A 15,147-nucleotide genomic window follows, 5' to 3' on the forward strand; every position below is an offset into this window, starting at 1 on the left:
CCGCCGAGGCCCAGTCCGGGACCGGAGCAGGGCCGGGGCCGTTACGCCGGGACCGACCGAGCCTGGCGGGAGACATCTCCTTCGAGACCTAAGTTTCTTCGCTCTCGGGCCAACCAAAGCGGAGAAACTTAGGTCTCGAAGGAGAGCCTCTCAGCGGACAGGTCGGTCCCGTCGTAACGGCCCGCACATCCGGGCGAAATCTCCGCTTTCTAGCGTCAGGCTCGCGCGGTGCCCGATCGCGCGCCCGACCGAAGGAGCGTGGACCCGTGACACCTCGCGGACATCAAGGCGGACATCTCGAAGGACGGACCGCGGCGCAGACGCTGGTCGCGACACTCGGCAGGCGCCGGTTCCTGCAGGCCGCACTGGGCGTGGGGGCGGGATCCGCACTCGCCGCCGGAGCGGCGGTGCCCGCGGCGGCCGGGAGCCCGACGTCGGGCTCGGCCGCACAGGCCGTCCGCGGCGCGGGGGCGGCTCACGGCGCAGGCGCCGGGCGCGGTTCCGGGCGGTACTCCGGCATCCTCCAGCCCGGCAAGGGCCGCATCCGCGGCGACGTCTACCTGGGCTCCGACACGGACGACGTCCTGTGGGGCTACGTCCCGTCGGTGCACGCCGACGCCGTGACGCGGGTCCGCTCCGGTCGGACGATCACGATCGACTCCGTCTCCCACGAGGGCATCCTCGAGGACCAGGGCCGCGACCCGGTCGGATACTTCGCCGAGCACGGCGTGCGACGCCGCGAGGTGCTCGACGACGCCGTCGCGATCGCCGCCGGGTACTCCCGGACGGCGCGGAACTTCGACGTCGACGGGCCGCACGTCGTGACCGGGCCCGTCTTCGTGGAGGGGGCCGAACCAGGCGACGTGCTGAAGATCGAGACGCTGGAGGCCACGCCGCGCGTGCCGTACGGCGTCGTGTCGTCGCGGCACGGCAAGGGCGCCCTGGCGGCGACGGCCGCAGGCGCCCCCGCGGGGATCACGCTCGACGAGGTGATGCCGCCCGTCGCGACCGACGGCCGGGACTCCGGCATCCCGACCGAGTACGGCAACGTGTCCGTGTTCGCCGAGGTGCGGGGCGACCACGCGACCATGGGTTCCGGCCGGGGACGGGTGCGGTTCCCGCTCCGCACGTTCTTCGGGATGATGGGCGTCGCCTACGCGGAGACGACGAACCTCACCTCACCGGAGGCCAACTCGATCCCGCCCACGCTGGGCGGCGGCAACATCGACATCAGCCACCTGGGTGCCGGTTCGACCTTCTACCTGCCGGTCAGCGCCGAGGGCGCGCTGTTCTACGTCGGCGACCCGCACATGGCGATGGGCGACGGCGAGGTGGCGCTCACCGCGATGGAGGGCTCGCTGCGCGGCACGTTCCGGCTCACCGTCTGCAAGCCGGGCTCCGGCGACGCGCCGTCGGTCGCGTACTCGTACCCCTTCGCCGAGACGGCGGACGCCTGGATTCCGATCGGCCTGTCCGACCCCGACGGCGCGGTGGGCGGCCAGCTCAGCGACCTCGACGTCGCGATGCGCCGGGCCGTTGTGAACGCCCTCGACTTCCTGGAGCACGACCACGGCCTGGACCGGGCGGTCGCGTACGCCTACCTCTCCGCGGCGGCCGACTTCGCCGTCTCGCAGGTCGTGGACCGGACGGTCGGCGTGCACGGGCTGATCCGGAAGTCCGACCTGGCCTGAGGTTGCCGTGGCCGCGGGCCAGGAAAACAGCGGGCGCGGGCTCGGTGACCGACCCTAGGGTCGGGCCATGACGATGCCGGAGACAGCCCCCGTCGACACCTGGCTCGCGGTCACGCGGGAGGACGGCGAGACCGTCGGTTACCTCGAACCGGTGACCGAGGACTACGCCACCGTGCTCCCCCGCAACCGCCTCGGCCACGCCGTCGGCGACGTGCAGGACTACCACGCCGCCGAGGAGATCGTGCTCGACCGCGGCCTGCGGGAGCTCGCGGAGCACTGGCTGCTCGACGGCGCGGGCCCCGAGCTCGCGATCAGCGAGCTCTCCCCCGCCGGCATCGTGCTCCGGGACGCCTTCCTGGCGAAGGCCCTGGTCCCGCTGCAGGCGGTGCACGTGCCGTGGCCGGACACGGCGGGCCGCCTCCGCCGCGTCCAGCCGGAACACAGCTGAGTGCGGGATGTTCGCCCTTTCCAGCGGTCTGGAAGGGCGAACATCCCGCACTCAGCGGTGGGGGTCGGGCTCAGCGGTAGGGGGTCAGGCGGTGCGGAGGAGCTCCGCGACCCGGACGGTGCGCTCGCGCGCGACCATCAGCGTCGTGACGACCAGCCCCGCGAGGGCCCAGAGGACCACCGCCGCGGTCGCCATCGCGATCCCGCCCGTGCCGGGCTCGGTGAGCCGGACGAGGCCGACGATGCTCAGACCCACCGGCAGGAACCCTGCCAGCCCCTCCAGGACGCCCGGCACGGTCGACACCACACCGGTCGCGATGACGAGCACCGCGATCAGGAGGCTGATGCCCCGGCCGACGTGCCCGAGCGCCGCGGCGAGCGCCTGGTTGACGGCGACGAACGCGACCGAGATCAGCGCGCCGAAGCCCATGGTCGCGACCCAGCCGCCGACGCCCAGGTCCTCGATCCCGGCCAGGATCGCGCCCGTCGCGAGGCCGGTGACCAGGCCGATCGCGGCCGGGACCGCGAACGTCCCGAGCGTGAGGCGGAAGGCACCGCGCGTCGAGCCGCGAGCCCGCAGCGGGACCGGCGGGAAGACGATCATCAGCGCGAGCGCGCCGAGCCAGAGCGCCAGCACCGCGAACATCGGGCCGGTCGTGCCGGTGTTGAGGTCCGTGACCTCACCGTCGGTCGCGACCGGGTCGGCCACCACGGAGGCCAGGGACTTGCGCTCCTGCTCCGTGTACGACGGGATCTCCTCGGTCGCCTGACCCAGGCCGTCCGAGAGCTCCGTCGCGCCGCCGGCCAGCTCGCCGACGCCGTCGGCCAGGCCGCCCACACCGGTCGCGAGCTGGTCGGTACCCGTCTCGAGCTGGCCGGCGCCGTCGGCGAGCTGGGTGGCACCCGACGCGATGCCGCCCGCGCCGCCCGAGAGCTCACGAGCGCCCGCGGACAGTGCGCTGACGCCGCCGGCCGCCTGGTCGGCGCCGTTGGACAGCTCACCGAGACCGCCCGCGAGCTGGGTCGCGCCGTCCTCCAGCTCGCCGAGACCGCCGGCGAGCTGCTTGTTGCCGGTGGCGACCTTGTTCACACCCACCGCGAGCCCGTCAGCACCGGCGGCGAGTTCGTCCGCGCCCCCCGAAAGCTCCGAGGCCCCCGCAGCGAGGCCGTAGAGACTCTCCGGGCTGTTCTTGTCGGACAGCGCGTTGAGCCCGTACTCGACGGTGCCGGCATCGACCGGGAGGTCGCTGTGCTCGGCCATCGCGGCGCACAGCTCCGGGACCTGGAGCGCAAGCGCCGGGTTCGCGCAAACCTTCGCGGTCTCCGTGAACAGGGCGACGGCGCCGTCCGACGCGTCGGCCGCGCTCCCGGCAAGCACCTGCGTACCGTCAGCAGCCTTCTTCGCACCCGCGGCGAGCTGGCTGGTCCCACCGGCAAGCTCGGCAGCGCCGTCCGAGAGTCCCGAGGCCCCCTTGGCGAGCTCGCCAGCGCCGTCCGCCAGGCCCGCAGCCCCGGCAGAGCTCTGACCCACGCCGGAGGCGACCTGGTCCGCGCCGCTCGCCAGCTCGGATGCGCCCGAGGCCAACCCGGACACGCCCGCCGCTGTCTGGTCCGCACCGGCAGCCCACTGCCCGGCACCCGAGGCCCAGGTCCCGGCGCCGCCGGCCAGGCCGGACACGCCGTCGCCGAGCCCCGACACGCCGTCGGAGGTCTGCTGCGCGCCGTCCGCGAGCTGCTTCGCGCCCTTGCCCGCCTCGGTCGCGCCGTCGGCGAGCTGGTCGGCGCCGTCGGCGGCCTTGCCCAGCTCCTCGGAGAGGGTGGAGAAGCCGACGAGCACGTTGTCCACGTAGGTCTCGGTGAGGGTGCTGCTGAGCACGCCGGTGGCGGTCTGCGCCACCACCTGCGCGAGGGCGTCGTCGAGCACGCGGCCGTCAGGGGCGGTGGCGACGTCGATGGTCGCCTGCTCCGCCTTCGCCGGGTCGTCCCCGCCGAAGGACGTGGCGGCCGCCGAGAAGTCCTCCGGGATGGTGATGACCGCGGCGTAGGTGCCGTCGGCCAGGCCGTCGGCGGCCGACTGCTCGTCGGAGATCTCCCAGTCGTAGCTCGCGTCGGACGCCGGGATCGCCGCCGCCTCACCCGCCGCGGCGTCGGCCGTCTCGCCGCCGCTCACGAGGCCCGCGGCGAGCTGGCGCCCGAGCGGCACCATCTGGCCCTCGACCGTCACGGGCTCGTCGAGGTTCACGATCGCGGCCTTGACGGTGTCGAGCCGGTCCTGCGGGTTCCACAGGGCCGAGATGAGCAGGCCCAGGATCATCAGGGGAAGGAGCGCCACGGCCACGGCGCGCCACGGGTTACGGAACGGCTCGGGCCGCAGCCACTTGTTCGCGGTCGTCATGCCCGCACCTCCTGCTCGGTCACGTCTGTATCGGTGGCGAGGTGGGCGCCGGCGCCAGCCCTCTCGCCAGGGGTCACGTCCAGTACCGGGGTACCGGCGGGCGCCAGGTCGGTCGCGGCGAAGCCGGTCGAGCCCAGCAGCACCGCGACACCCGCGGCCTGGGCACCGGCGACGGCCTGCGCCAGCTCGGCCCGCGCCGCGAGGTCGCCCACGGTCTCGGTGCCGTCCACGACGAGCACCTTCGGCTTGTCGCCGAGGGCCCGGCGGACCGCCGCGGCGGGACGTCCGTCCTCGGCCGCGGAGTCGACCACCGCGACCAGGCGCCGCACCGACGAGGCCCGCTCGGGCAGGACCAGACCCGCGGTCTTGGCCACGCCGCCCGACACCTTGATCCGGCCGGCGACGGCCAGCAGGAAGGCGCTGACCGGTGCGGTCGCGTCGCCGTGGACGAGCAGCGTGCCGCCGTCGGGCACCCGGACGCTCACGGGGCCGACGATAGTGCCGGACGCGCCGTGCACCTCGAGGTCCCCGGCCGCGACCGAGTCGGTCGCACCCGGCTCGGGCCACTCCGTCAGCGACAGCTCGCGGGTCAGGCCCTCGCCCTCGACGTCGAACGAGGGCAGCACCTTGTCGAGCCACTTCGGCATGTACCAGGCCTTCTCGCCCAGCAGTGCGAGCACCGCCGGCACGAAGACCATGCGCACCACGAAGGCGTCCACGGCCACACCGACCGCCAGTCCGAGCGCGATCGGCTTGAGGTTCATGTCGCCGTGCGGCACGAAGGCCACGAAGACCGCGATCATGATGATCGCCGCCGCGGTGACGACCTTGGCCGAGCCCTGGAACCCGGTGGAGATGGCGTGCTTCGCGCTGCCACCGTGCACGTAGTCCTCGCGCATGCGGGACACGAGGAACACCTCGTAGTCCATCGCGAGGCCGAACAGGATGCCCATGAGCACGATCGGCATGAAGCTGATCACCGGCCCGGTCCGGGTCACGTTGAGCGCCTCGGCGAGGACGCCGTGCTCGAACACGAGCGAGACCACGCCGAACGCGGCGCCGACGGAGAAGAGGTAGCCGATCGTCGCCTTGATCGGCACCGCGATCGAGCGGAAGACCATCGTGAGCAGGATCAGCGACAGGCCCACGACCACCAGGGCGAAGGGCAGCAGCGCGTTGCCGAGCTTGTCGGACACGTCGATGCCCACCGCGGTGAAGCCGGTGACGGCCAGGTCCACCCCGTACTCGTCGAGGAAGTGGTCGTGCAGCGAGCGGATCTCGCGCACCAGGGCCTCGGTCTCGGCCGACGTCGGACCGCCTTCGGGCACCACCTGGATGATGCCGGTGTCCGCGGACTCGTTGGGCGTCGAGAGCGGCACGTCGGCCACGCCCGGCAGGTCGGCGATCTCGTCGCCGATCTGGTCCATGAGCGCCACCGGGTCGGTGCTGGTCACGATGGAGCCGGTCACGATGAGCGGACCGTTGAACCCGTCCCCGAAGTTCTCGGAGACCAGGTCGTACGTGACGCGCGCCGGGTCGTCCTCGGCCATCACGCCCGCGTCCGGGAGCGCGAGGCGCAGGTCGAGCGCCGGGTAGCTCAGCGCACCCATGCCGGCGATGACCAGCACCACGGTCAGGGCCGGGACCTTGGTCACCGCACGCACCCACCCGGCGAAGAAGCGGTTCGGCTTCTCCTCGGGCGGCGCCACGACGGCGACGCGCGTGCGGGTCGCCTCGAGGTCGTCCTGGGCGGGGGTGCCCTGCGAGGCCTCGACCGCGGCCGCCGCCGCGCGGGCGGCAGCACGCCGCTCCTTGCGCGACGGCCGGGGACGCAGCCGCTCGCCCGCCATGCCGAGCAGCGCGGGCAGCAGGGTCAGCGAGACGAGCACGGTGACGCCCACGGTGACCGCCGCCGCGACGCCCATGATGGTGAGGAACGGGATGCCCGCCACACCCAGGCCGACCAGCGCGATCATCACGGTCAGGCCCGCGAACACGACGGCCGAGCCGGCCGTGGCCGTGGCCCGCGCGATCGACTCGTGCACGTCGAGGCCCTTGCCGAGCTGCTCCCGGTGTCGCGAGACGATGAACAGGGCGTAGTCGATACCGACCGCCAGGCCCAGCATCACCGCCAGCATCGGGGTGGTCGAGTTGATGGGGCCGAGCACCGTGGCGGCGAACAGCAGGCCCATCGAGGCGCCGACGCCGAGCAGCGCGTTGAGCAGCGGGAGGCCGGCGGCCACGAGGGAGCCGAGGGTCAGCACGAGCACCACGAGCGCGACCAGCAGGCCGATCCCCTCGGTGAGCGTCATCTCGGGGAACTTCGAGGAGAAGAGCTGGCCGCCGAGGTGCGCCTCGGCGCCCGCGGGCAGGGCCTGCGCCAGCGCCTCGGTCTCGACGCCCAGCGCGTCCTTGGTCTCGTCGGTGATGGAGCCCTGGTCGCCGTCGAGCTGGATCGTCAGCAGCGTGGCGCGGTCGTCGTCGGAGACCGAGGCCGGCATGAGGTCGTCGTAGGGCGAGGTGACGACCTCGACCTGGGAGACGTCGCCGAGGTCCTCGACGCCGTCCTCGATGGCGGCGCGCATCGCGTCGTCGTTGATGGTCCCGCCGTCGGGCGCGACCACGATCACCTGGGCGGAAGCGCCACTGACCTGCGGGAAGGTCGCCGCCAGCCGGTCGAGCGCCTCCTGGGACTCGGTGCCGGGGATGGACACCTGGTTGTCGAGACCTTGTTGCAGCAGGCCGGCCGCACCGCCCACGAGGACGAGTGCCACGACCCACATGGCTACGACGAGCCGGCGGGCGCGGACGGCCCAGCGGCCGAGCGAGTAGAGGACGGAGGACACGCACACTCCTGAGCGAGGCGGGAACCGATGAGGGGACGTTCGATGCACCACTGTATCCGATACACGGATGCATCGGATACACGGATGTATTGATAGGCTGGGACATCCGCCATCTGAGGAGCTGATGTGACCACCGAACCCGCCGGCGACGTCGGCTCGGAGTCGCCCGTCGAGCGCGCGTTCGCCACGGCACTGACCCCCCGACGTGAACGGACGCGCGAGCGTCTGCTCGACGCCGCCTTCACCGTCTTCGCGCAGCACGGCATCCACGGCGCGTCGATCGAGGCCGTCTGCGAGGCGGCGGGCTTCAGCCGCGGCGCCTTCTACTCGAACTTCAGCAGCAAGGAGGAGCTGTTCCTCGCGCTCGCCGAGCGGGCGATGCGCCGGCAGCTCGTCTCGCTGGAGTCGGTGGGCAAGGAGCTGGAGCCGGACGTCGTCCGCTGCGGCGCCGTGGACCACGACGCGATCCAGACCATCCTCTCGGTGGTGGTCACCGATGCCGGGGACGCCCGGCAGTGGGCGCTGATGCGCGCCGAGCTGGAGCTGCTCGCCATGCGCGACCCCGCCGTCGGCGAGCCGTTCCTGGCCCAGGAGCAGACCCTGCGCACCGAGCTCGGCGCGGCGATCGGGCGCATCCTGCGGGACTTCGGCCTGCGGTTCACCGTCGACGAGCGCACCGCCGTGGACCTGCTGCTCAGCGTGTACGAGTCGTCCGCCCGGGCCGCCGTCGTCGCCAGCCCCGAACGGGAGGACGGCGACGCCACCCCGGGCGCCGCCGTCCTGAGCCAGCTCGTCAACCTCCTGGTGACGAACGCCGACTGATCACCAGCTCGCGTTGGCCGCCAGCTCCAGCGCGACCTCCTGCCACCACGCCCCGGCCGCCGGCCCGCCGTTGCACGCGCCGTCCGACTCGCCGGGGAGCTTGACCCACAGGAGCGCGTCGAGCGACGTCGCGTCGTCGACGAACCGCGGCTGCTCACCGAGCGCGCGGCCGCGGGGGTTGCACCACTCCCCGTTGGACCCGTTGCCGTTGCGGGACGTGTCGATCACGTACGGACGCCCGCCCACCTGCGCCGACACCTGCTCGGCATAGGCCTGGGTGGCCGCCGTCGTCTGGTAGTTCGACGTGTTCAGCGCGAAGCCGACGGCGTCCGAGAAGCCGACGAGCTGGAGCCGCCGCGCGGCCTCCCCCGGGCTCAGCCAGCCCGAGTGGCCGGCGTCGACGTAGACCCGCGCGCCGGCGTCGGTCAGCGCCGCCGCGGCGTACCGCAGGTACCCGACCCGGTCGCCCTGGCCGTCGCAGTCGCCGAGCTGGGCCAGAGCGTCCGGTTCGAGGACCACCACCGGGCTGCCCTCGATGCCGGCCGCCACGGTGTCGACCCAGCGCGCGTACTCGCTCTCCGGCACCCCGCCGCCGGAATGGTTGCCGCAGTCGCGGCCCGGGATGGCGTAGACGGTCAGGACACCGGTCCGTCCGGCAGCGGCGGCCCGGCCCGTGTAGTCGGCGACCTCGGCGCGGGAGTGGTCGGCGTCCGCCCAGTTGCCGACCCAGTAGGCCTGGGGCGTCAGGGCGATCTTCGCGAGCAGGTCCTTGTCGGTCCCGCCCGCCACCTCCCAGGCGGCGTGCGCCTGGGTGGTCGGGTCCACGTAGAGCTCCGTGGCCGCCACCGGTTCAGCCTCCAGGCTCGTCACTCCCAAGCTGGTCACACCGAGACTGGTGACGCCAAGGCTGGTGACCCCCAGGCTCGTCACCCCGGCTGTGGCGCTCTGCGCCGTCAGGGTGGCCGCGGTCAGTGCCCCGGTGGTCACGAGTGCGAGGGCTGCGGCCAGGGCCGCCGTGCGGCTACGTCGTCGTAGGCGAGACATGGCGCTCTCCGTTCGTCGGGTCCGCCCCGGCCGGGGAGGCCGGGGCGTGCCCGCGTGACGCTAGGAACACGCCGCCGCCCGGGGAACCACACGAATCGTTTAAGCACCGCACGTGTCAGACGTACAGGTCACCGGGGTGACCTGTACGTCTGACACGTCAGGCGAGCGCCTCGTCGACCAGGGTCCGCGCGGCGTCCTGCACCTCGGTGAGGTGCTCCGCGGAGACGAACGACTCCGCGTAGATCTTGTACACGTCCTCCGTGCCGCTGGGCCGCGCGGCGAACCACGCGTCCGCCGTCGTGACCTTGAGCCCGCCCACCTTCGCGCCGTTGCCGGGCGCCTCGGTGAGCTTCGCCGTGATCTCCTGCCCCGCGAGCGTGGTGGACGAGACGTCGGACGGCGACAGCGCGCCGAGCCGGGACTTCTGCTCGCGCGTGGCCGCGGCGTCGACCCGGGCGTACCAGCTCTCGCCGTACCGCCCGACCAGGTCGGCGTGGTGCTCGGACGGCGACCGGCCGGTGGTCGCCAGGATCTCCGAGGCGAGCAGCGCGAGCAGCAGGCCGTCCTTGTCGGTGGACCAGACGCGGCCGTCCTTGCGGAGGAACGACGCGCCCGCCGACTCCTCGCCGCCGAAGCCGACCTCGCCGGACAGCAGGCCCGGGACGAACCACTTGAAGCCGACGGGGACCTCCACGAGGCGGCGGTCCAGGCCGCCGGCCACGCGGTCGATGAGCGCCGAAGACACGAGCGTCTTGCCGATCGCGGCGTCGGGACGCCAGCCGGGACGCGCGCCGCCGTACAGGTACTCGATCGCCACGGCGAGGAAGTGGTTGGGGTTCATCAGGCCGTCGGCGGTGACGATGCCGTGCCGGTCGGAGTCCGCGTCGTTGCCGGTCGCGACGTCGAAGGGCGCCGGGCCGTCACCCGTCATGCGCTGCACCAGAGACGCCATCGCGTACGGGGAGCTGCAGTCCATGCGGATCTTGCCGTCCCAGTCCAGCGTCATGAACGCCCAGCGGGGGTCGACCTGCGGGTTGACGACGGTGAGGTCGAGGTCGTACCGCTCGGCGATCGCGCCCCAGTACTCGACGGACGCGCCGCCCAGGGGGTCGGCGCCGATGCGCACGCCGGACGTGCGGATGGCCTCCAGGTCGAGCACGTTCGCCAGGTCGTCCACGTAGGTCGAGAGGAAGTCGTGCCGGTGCGTGGTCTCGGCGGCGAGCGCCTGGTCGAGCTGCACGCGCTTCACCTGGCCGACGCCGGTGCGCAGGATCTCGTTGGCCCGGTCGGCGATCCATCCGGTCGCGTCGGAGTCCGCGGGACCGCCGTGCGGCGGGTTGTACTTGAAGCCGCCGTCGCGCGGCGGGTTGTGCGACGGCGTCACCACGATGCCGTCCGCGAGGCCCGCGCCCGGCGCGGCGAGGCCCGGGGTGCCCTCGGCGAACCGGGTCTGGTTGTGCAGCAGGATCGACTGGCTGACGGCGGGCGTGGGGGTCCAGGAGTCGCGCGCGTCGACCATGACGTCGACGTCGGCCGCGGCGAGCACCTCCAGCGCCGTCCGCCAGGCCGGGTAGGACAGGGCGTGCGTGTCCCGGCCGATGAAGAGGGGTCCGTCCGTGCCCTGGCCGCGCCGGTACTCCACGATCGCGGCGGTGATCGCGACGATGTGCGCCTCGTTGAAGGCGTGGTCGAGGCTCGACCCACGGTGCCCGGACGTGCCGAACGCGACCTGCTGCCCGGGGTCCTCGGGGTCCGGGGTGAGGTCGTAGTACGCCCCGACCACCTGGTCGACGTCGATCAGGTCGCTGGGCTGGGCGGGGGTTCCGGCACGCGCATCCATACAGCCGATACTGCCAGGTACCGGGCGGGTCCGTCGCCGCCCACGCCTCTCCTCACCCTCGCCGTCGTAGGCTGGCCGCATGTTCCCGCCGATGCAGCCCGAGGTCCCGTCGCTCCACCCCAGCGAGCTCGACCCGTCCGCCCCCGTCCCCGCCGGCACCGTCCTGCTGGACGTGCGCGAGCAGGACGAGTGGGACGCCGGCCACGCCGTGGGCGCCGTGCACATCCCGCTGGGCGACCTGCCCGCGCGGTACGGCGAGCTCGACGCCGAGGCCCCGGTCCTGGTCATCTGCCACTCCGGCGGCCGCTCGGCGCGCGCGACGCAGTGGCTCAACGACGCGGTCGGCTTCGAGGCGACGAACCTCGACGGCGGCATCGTCGCCTGGGCGGGCGCCGGGCTGCCGGTCGAGCGCTGACGCCCGTCCGCCGAGCGCCGACGCACCTGACCCGGCCGGCTACTTCTCGGTGACCCGCGGCTGGCTCGGGTCGGTCTCGTTCCAGACCCGGTCCAGCGCGGTGACGGCGTAGGTGTACTCGGCGCCGCGCTCGGCCGAGGTGTCGAGCCACGACTGCACGCGCCCGCTCACGCCGCGGAACGTGCCCACGAGGTTCGCGGGGTCGTTCGTGTCCACCGTGTCGGCGGCACCGGCCACGCGGTAGACGGCGAACGACGTGGCCCGTGCGTTCTTGTTGCCGATGTCGGCCACGTGGACCTTGACGCCGTCGGGCACCCGGCGGGCCTTGGTGAGCACCGGGGTGACCACCGGGTCGGCCGGCAGGTGCGGCATCGGAGGCACGAGCGCCGGGTGCTGGTAGTGGTCCGCGACCACCTTGGACATCGCGCCCTGCGGGTCGGCGGGCACGTGCACGGCCGAGTAGTAGACGTTGCCGTGGATCGGCCCGACGTCGCGGCTGACCTCCCGGCAGAGGTCCAGGTGGTTGGTGAGCTCCTCCGGGTCGGTGAAGACGCCGCTCGTCACCTTGTAGAGGGCCTCGCCGATGTACAGCTGGGTGCCCGACTGCGCGGCGACCTCGGCCCACCACGGCACGAGCTTCGCGTAGTCGGCGACGGTCAGCCCGATCTGCCAGTAGACCTGCGGGTTGACGTAGTCGAGCCAGCCCTCCAGCACCCACTTGCGGGTGTCGGCGTACAGGTCGTCGTACGACTCCTGGCCGCCGGTCTCCGAGCCGAGCGGGTCGGTGGTGGAGTTGCGCCAGATCCCGAACGGGCTGATCCCGAACTTGACCCAGGGCTTGGTCTCCTTGATGCGCACGCTCATCGTCTCGACGAAGTGGTCGACGTTGTGCCGCCGCCAGTCCTCGATCGTGTCGAAGCCCGCGCCGTACAGCTCGTACGTGCCGATGTCGGGCAGCACGTGGCCGTCCACCGGGTACGGGTAGAAGTAGTCGTCGAAGTGCACGCCGTCGACGTCGTAGTTCGCCACCGCGTGCAGGATCGACTCCTGGATGTGCTCCTGCGCGGCGGGGACGCCCGGGTCGAAGTAGAGCCGGCCGTGGTACTCCCACACCCAGTCCGCGTGCTGCCGCGCCGGGTGCTCGGGGACGAGCTGCGACAGGTCCGTCTCGATCGAGACGCGGTACGGGTTGAACCAGGCGTGCAGCTCGATGTTGCGCCGGTGCGCCTCCTCAACCATGAACGCCAGCGGGTCGTAGCCCGGGTCCTGCCCCTGCGTGCCCGTCAGGTACTTGGACCACGGCTCGTAGGGGCTGTCGTAGAACGCGTCGGCCGTGGGGCGGACCTGCACGAACACGGCGTTCAGCCGGTTCTCCTGCGCCACGTCGAGCCAGTGCAGGAACTCCGCCTTCTGGGTGTCCGCGTCGAGGCCGCTCGTCGACGGCCAGTCGATGTTGGCGACGCTGGCGATCCACATGGCGCGCAGCTCGCGCTTGAGCCCCAGGTCCGGCGACGGCGATGGTGAGGCGTTGCCGGTCATGGCCGGGGCGCCGAGCGCTGTGGCCGGGTCGAGGGCCGAGATCGTGACACCGATCGCCGCGGCCGCCGTGCCCGCCGTCGCCATCGTGAGGAACTCACGACGGCCGATCCCCGGCACCACCCCCGCCTGCCTGTCCTGCTCCAGCGACCTGGTACGCGCGTAGGCGGGCAGTTCGGTCGCCTCACGGCGGGCGGGGTGCCTCACGTGCTTGACCTCCGGTGCTGGCTGCTGGGGGTTGGTGCCGTGGTGCTCTGTGATGTGGTTGTCTCAAGTTGGCCGGCGTCGATCGGCGCACAGGATCGACAGCAATGGTGACGAACAATGCCACTGGGCGACGCCGTGGGGAAACTCTTGCACATCTCGCGCCAGATGTGAAGTTTGCACAGTGGAGCAGATTGTGAAACTTACTTTCACGCCTCCGCGGCCGGATGCCGGAGCAGGTCGTCGTACTCGGGCGAGTGCTTGCGCACGTAGGCCTTGATGTAGGGGCACAGCGGGATGATCGTCCTCCCGGCCTCGCGCACCATGCCGAGGGCGGCCTTCGCGAGCTGACCAGCGAGCCCCTGACCCTCGAACTCCTCGAAGACCTCGGTGTGCACGAAGATCACGGCGCCCCGGTCGTTCTCGTAGACGGCGAAGCCGGCCAGGGTGCCGTCGACGCTCACCTCGAACCGGGACTCGTCGGGGTTGTCGACCACTTTCACCTGAGGCTCGTCTGTCATGGGCCCCATCGTGCGGCACGCACCCGCGGGTCGCCAGCCCCGGGTGCGGCCCCGGTGCGTGGCCGGCGCCGGCCCGGGTGCCGGCACCGGTGTCAGTGGTCGGTGCGACACTCGACGCGTGCCACAGACCGCTGCCTCACCCCGTTCCAACCCCTACGCGGCGGTCCTCCGCACCCCCGGAGCCCTCAAGTTCTCCGCGGCCGGCGCGCTGGCCCGGCTCCCGATGTCGATGGTCGGGATCGGCGCCGTGCTCATGGTCCAGGGCCTGTACGACAGCTACGCCATGGCGGGCCGGGTCGCGGCCGTGCTGGGCCTGGCGCAGGCGTTCGTCGCGCCGCAGATCGCCCGCTGGGTCGACCGCCGCGGGCAGCGGACGGTGCTCCTGCCCGCGCTGCTCGTGTCCGTCGCCGGGCTGGGCGGCCTCGTCACGGCCGCGGTGCTCGGCGCCCCCGAGTGGGTGCTCTGGCCGCTCGCCGCGGTCGCGGGCGCGAGCCAGGGCTCGTACGGCTCGATGGTTCGGGCCCGCTGGAACCACGCGCTCGACGACCCGCGCAAGCTGCACACCGCGTACTCGCTGGAGTCGTCGGTCGACGAGCTGGTCTTCATCGTCGGGCCGGTGCTGGCCACGACGCTCGCGACCGCGGTGGCGGCGCCGTCCGCCCTGGTGGTCGCGGGGGTCGCGGCGCTGACGGGCGGGCTGCTGTTCGTGGTGCAGCGCGCCACGGAACCCGCCGTCGTGCCCCCGGACACCGAGGTGCGGCACCGCCCCGTCGTCCTCGTGCCCGGGATGCCGGTGCTGGTGCTCGTCTTCGTGGCCATGGGAATGATCTTCGGGTCGATGGAGGTCGTCACCGTCGCGTTCGCCGAGGAGCGCGGCAGCAAGGGTGCCGCCGGACTGGTGCTCGCGGTGTTCGCGCTGGGGTCGATGGTCGCGGGCCTCGCGTACGGCGCACGGCACTTCACCAGCCCTGCCGTGCGGCGGTTCGTGATCGGGATGGTGGCCCTCGGACCGGGCGTCTCCCTCTTCCTGCTGGCGCACAACCTGTGGGCGCTGGCCGCCGCGATGTTCGTGGCCGGGCTCGCCATCGCCCCCACCGTCATCACCGGCAACGGCCTGGTGCAGGACATGGTGGCCGGGCACCAGCTCACCGAGGCCCTGACCTGGGTGGGCACGTCGATCGGCATCGGCGCCTCGCTCGGCGCGTCCGTCGCCGGCATGCGCGTGGACGACGCCGGGGCGGACGCGGGCTTCCTCGTCCCCGTCGCCGCGGCCTGGTTCGCCGCGCTGCTGACGCTCGCCGCGAGCCGCACGCTGCGCCGGCAGGCCGCGGCGCAGCCATGATCGACGCCGCCGGGCACACCCACGGGAATTTCACCCGCGAAAGC

Annotated in this window: 11 protein-coding genes; 5 read left to right on the forward strand and 6 right to left on the reverse strand. The window is 72.7% G+C overall.

Features of this window, described 5'->3' with window-relative positions; translation table 11 throughout:
- Window positions 1-266 precede the first annotated feature (266 nt).
- Together FHX71_RS23290 and FHX71_RS23295 are read left to right on the forward strand one after the other, a co-directional pair.
- Window positions 267-1,691 (forward strand): acetamidase/formamidase family protein, encoded by a 1,425-nt coding sequence (locus FHX71_RS23290; protein ID WP_182619762.1) that lies wholly within the window; start codon window positions 267-269, stop codon window positions 1,689-1,691.
- A 67-nt stretch (window positions 1,692-1,758) separates the two neighbouring features.
- Window positions 1,759-2,139 carry a hypothetical protein gene (locus FHX71_RS23295; RefSeq protein ID WP_182619763.1) on the forward strand — a complete coding sequence of 127 codons (381 nt, stop codon included), beginning with the start codon at window positions 1,759-1,761 and terminating at the stop codon, window positions 2,137-2,139.
- Window positions 2,140-2,223: 84 nt separating this feature from the next.
- On the opposite strand, the gene FHX71_RS23300 is transcribed toward FHX71_RS23295, so the two are convergent.
- Both FHX71_RS23300 and FHX71_RS23305 read right to left on the reverse strand, forming a co-directional pair.
- Window positions 2,224-4,533: a YhgE/Pip domain-containing protein gene (locus FHX71_RS23300; protein WP_182619764.1), complete on the reverse strand. Its 2,310-nt coding sequence runs from the start codon at window positions 4,531-4,533 to the stop codon at window positions 2,224-2,226.
- The gene (locus FHX71_RS23305; RefSeq protein ID WP_182619765.1) at window positions 4,530-7,379 is read right to left on the reverse strand and encodes an MMPL family transporter; all 2,850 of its coding nucleotides are present in this window, start codon (window positions 7,377-7,379) and stop codon (window positions 4,530-4,532) included. Before FHX71_RS23305 ends, FHX71_RS23300 begins: the two co-directional genes overlap by 4 nt.
- Before the next feature lie 126 nt (window positions 7,380-7,505).
- Here FHX71_RS23305 and FHX71_RS28880 point away from each other — a divergent pair, with 126 nt between their 5' ends.
- Entirely contained in the window at window positions 7,506-8,201 is a 696-nt protein-coding gene (locus FHX71_RS28880; protein ID WP_312877186.1) for a TetR/AcrR family transcriptional regulator, read from the forward strand.
- Here FHX71_RS28880 and FHX71_RS23315 read toward each other — a convergent pair whose 3' ends face one another.
- Window positions 8,202-9,245 carry a glycoside hydrolase family 6 protein gene (locus tag FHX71_RS23315; protein WP_182619766.1) on the reverse strand — a complete coding sequence of 348 codons (1,044 nt, stop codon included), beginning with the start codon at window positions 9,243-9,245 and terminating at the stop codon, window positions 8,202-8,204.
- 157 nt (window positions 9,246-9,402) lie between these two features.
- Entirely contained in the window at window positions 9,403-11,085 is a 1,683-nt protein-coding gene (pgm, locus tag FHX71_RS23320; protein ID WP_182619767.1) for a phosphoglucomutase (alpha-D-glucose-1,6-bisphosphate-dependent), read from the reverse strand.
- 79 nt (window positions 11,086-11,164) lie between these two features.
- On the opposite strand from pgm, the gene FHX71_RS23325 reads away from it, so the two are divergent.
- A complete protein-coding gene (locus tag FHX71_RS23325; RefSeq protein ID WP_182619768.1) occupies window positions 11,165-11,500 on the forward strand; it encodes a rhodanese-like domain-containing protein in 336 nt (111 codons plus the stop codon).
- A gap of 39 nt (window positions 11,501-11,539) precedes the next feature.
- Here the strand turns inward: FHX71_RS23325 and FHX71_RS23330 are convergent, their stop codons facing one another.
- Both FHX71_RS23330 and FHX71_RS23335 read right to left on the reverse strand, forming a co-directional pair.
- On the reverse strand, window positions 11,540-13,243 hold the full coding sequence (locus FHX71_RS23330; protein ID WP_312877187.1) for a glycoside hydrolase family 10-like protein: 1,704 nt from the start codon (window positions 13,241-13,243) through the stop codon (window positions 11,540-11,542).
- A 206-nt stretch (window positions 13,244-13,449) separates the two neighbouring features.
- On the reverse strand, window positions 13,450-13,761 hold the full coding sequence (locus FHX71_RS23335) for a GNAT family N-acetyltransferase (protein WP_182619769.1): 312 nt from the start codon (window positions 13,759-13,761) through the stop codon (window positions 13,450-13,452).
- A gap of 118 nt (window positions 13,762-13,879) precedes the next feature.
- Here FHX71_RS23335 and FHX71_RS23340 point away from each other — a divergent pair, with 118 nt between their 5' ends.
- On the forward strand, window positions 13,880-15,103 hold the full coding sequence (locus FHX71_RS23340; protein WP_182619770.1) for an MFS transporter: 1,224 nt from the start codon (window positions 13,880-13,882) through the stop codon (window positions 15,101-15,103).
- Window positions 15,104-15,147 lie beyond the last annotated feature (44 nt).

The organism is Promicromonospora sukumoe, assembly GCF_014137995.1.
GTDB lineage: Bacteria > Actinomycetota > Actinomycetes > Actinomycetales > Cellulomonadaceae > Promicromonospora > Promicromonospora sukumoe.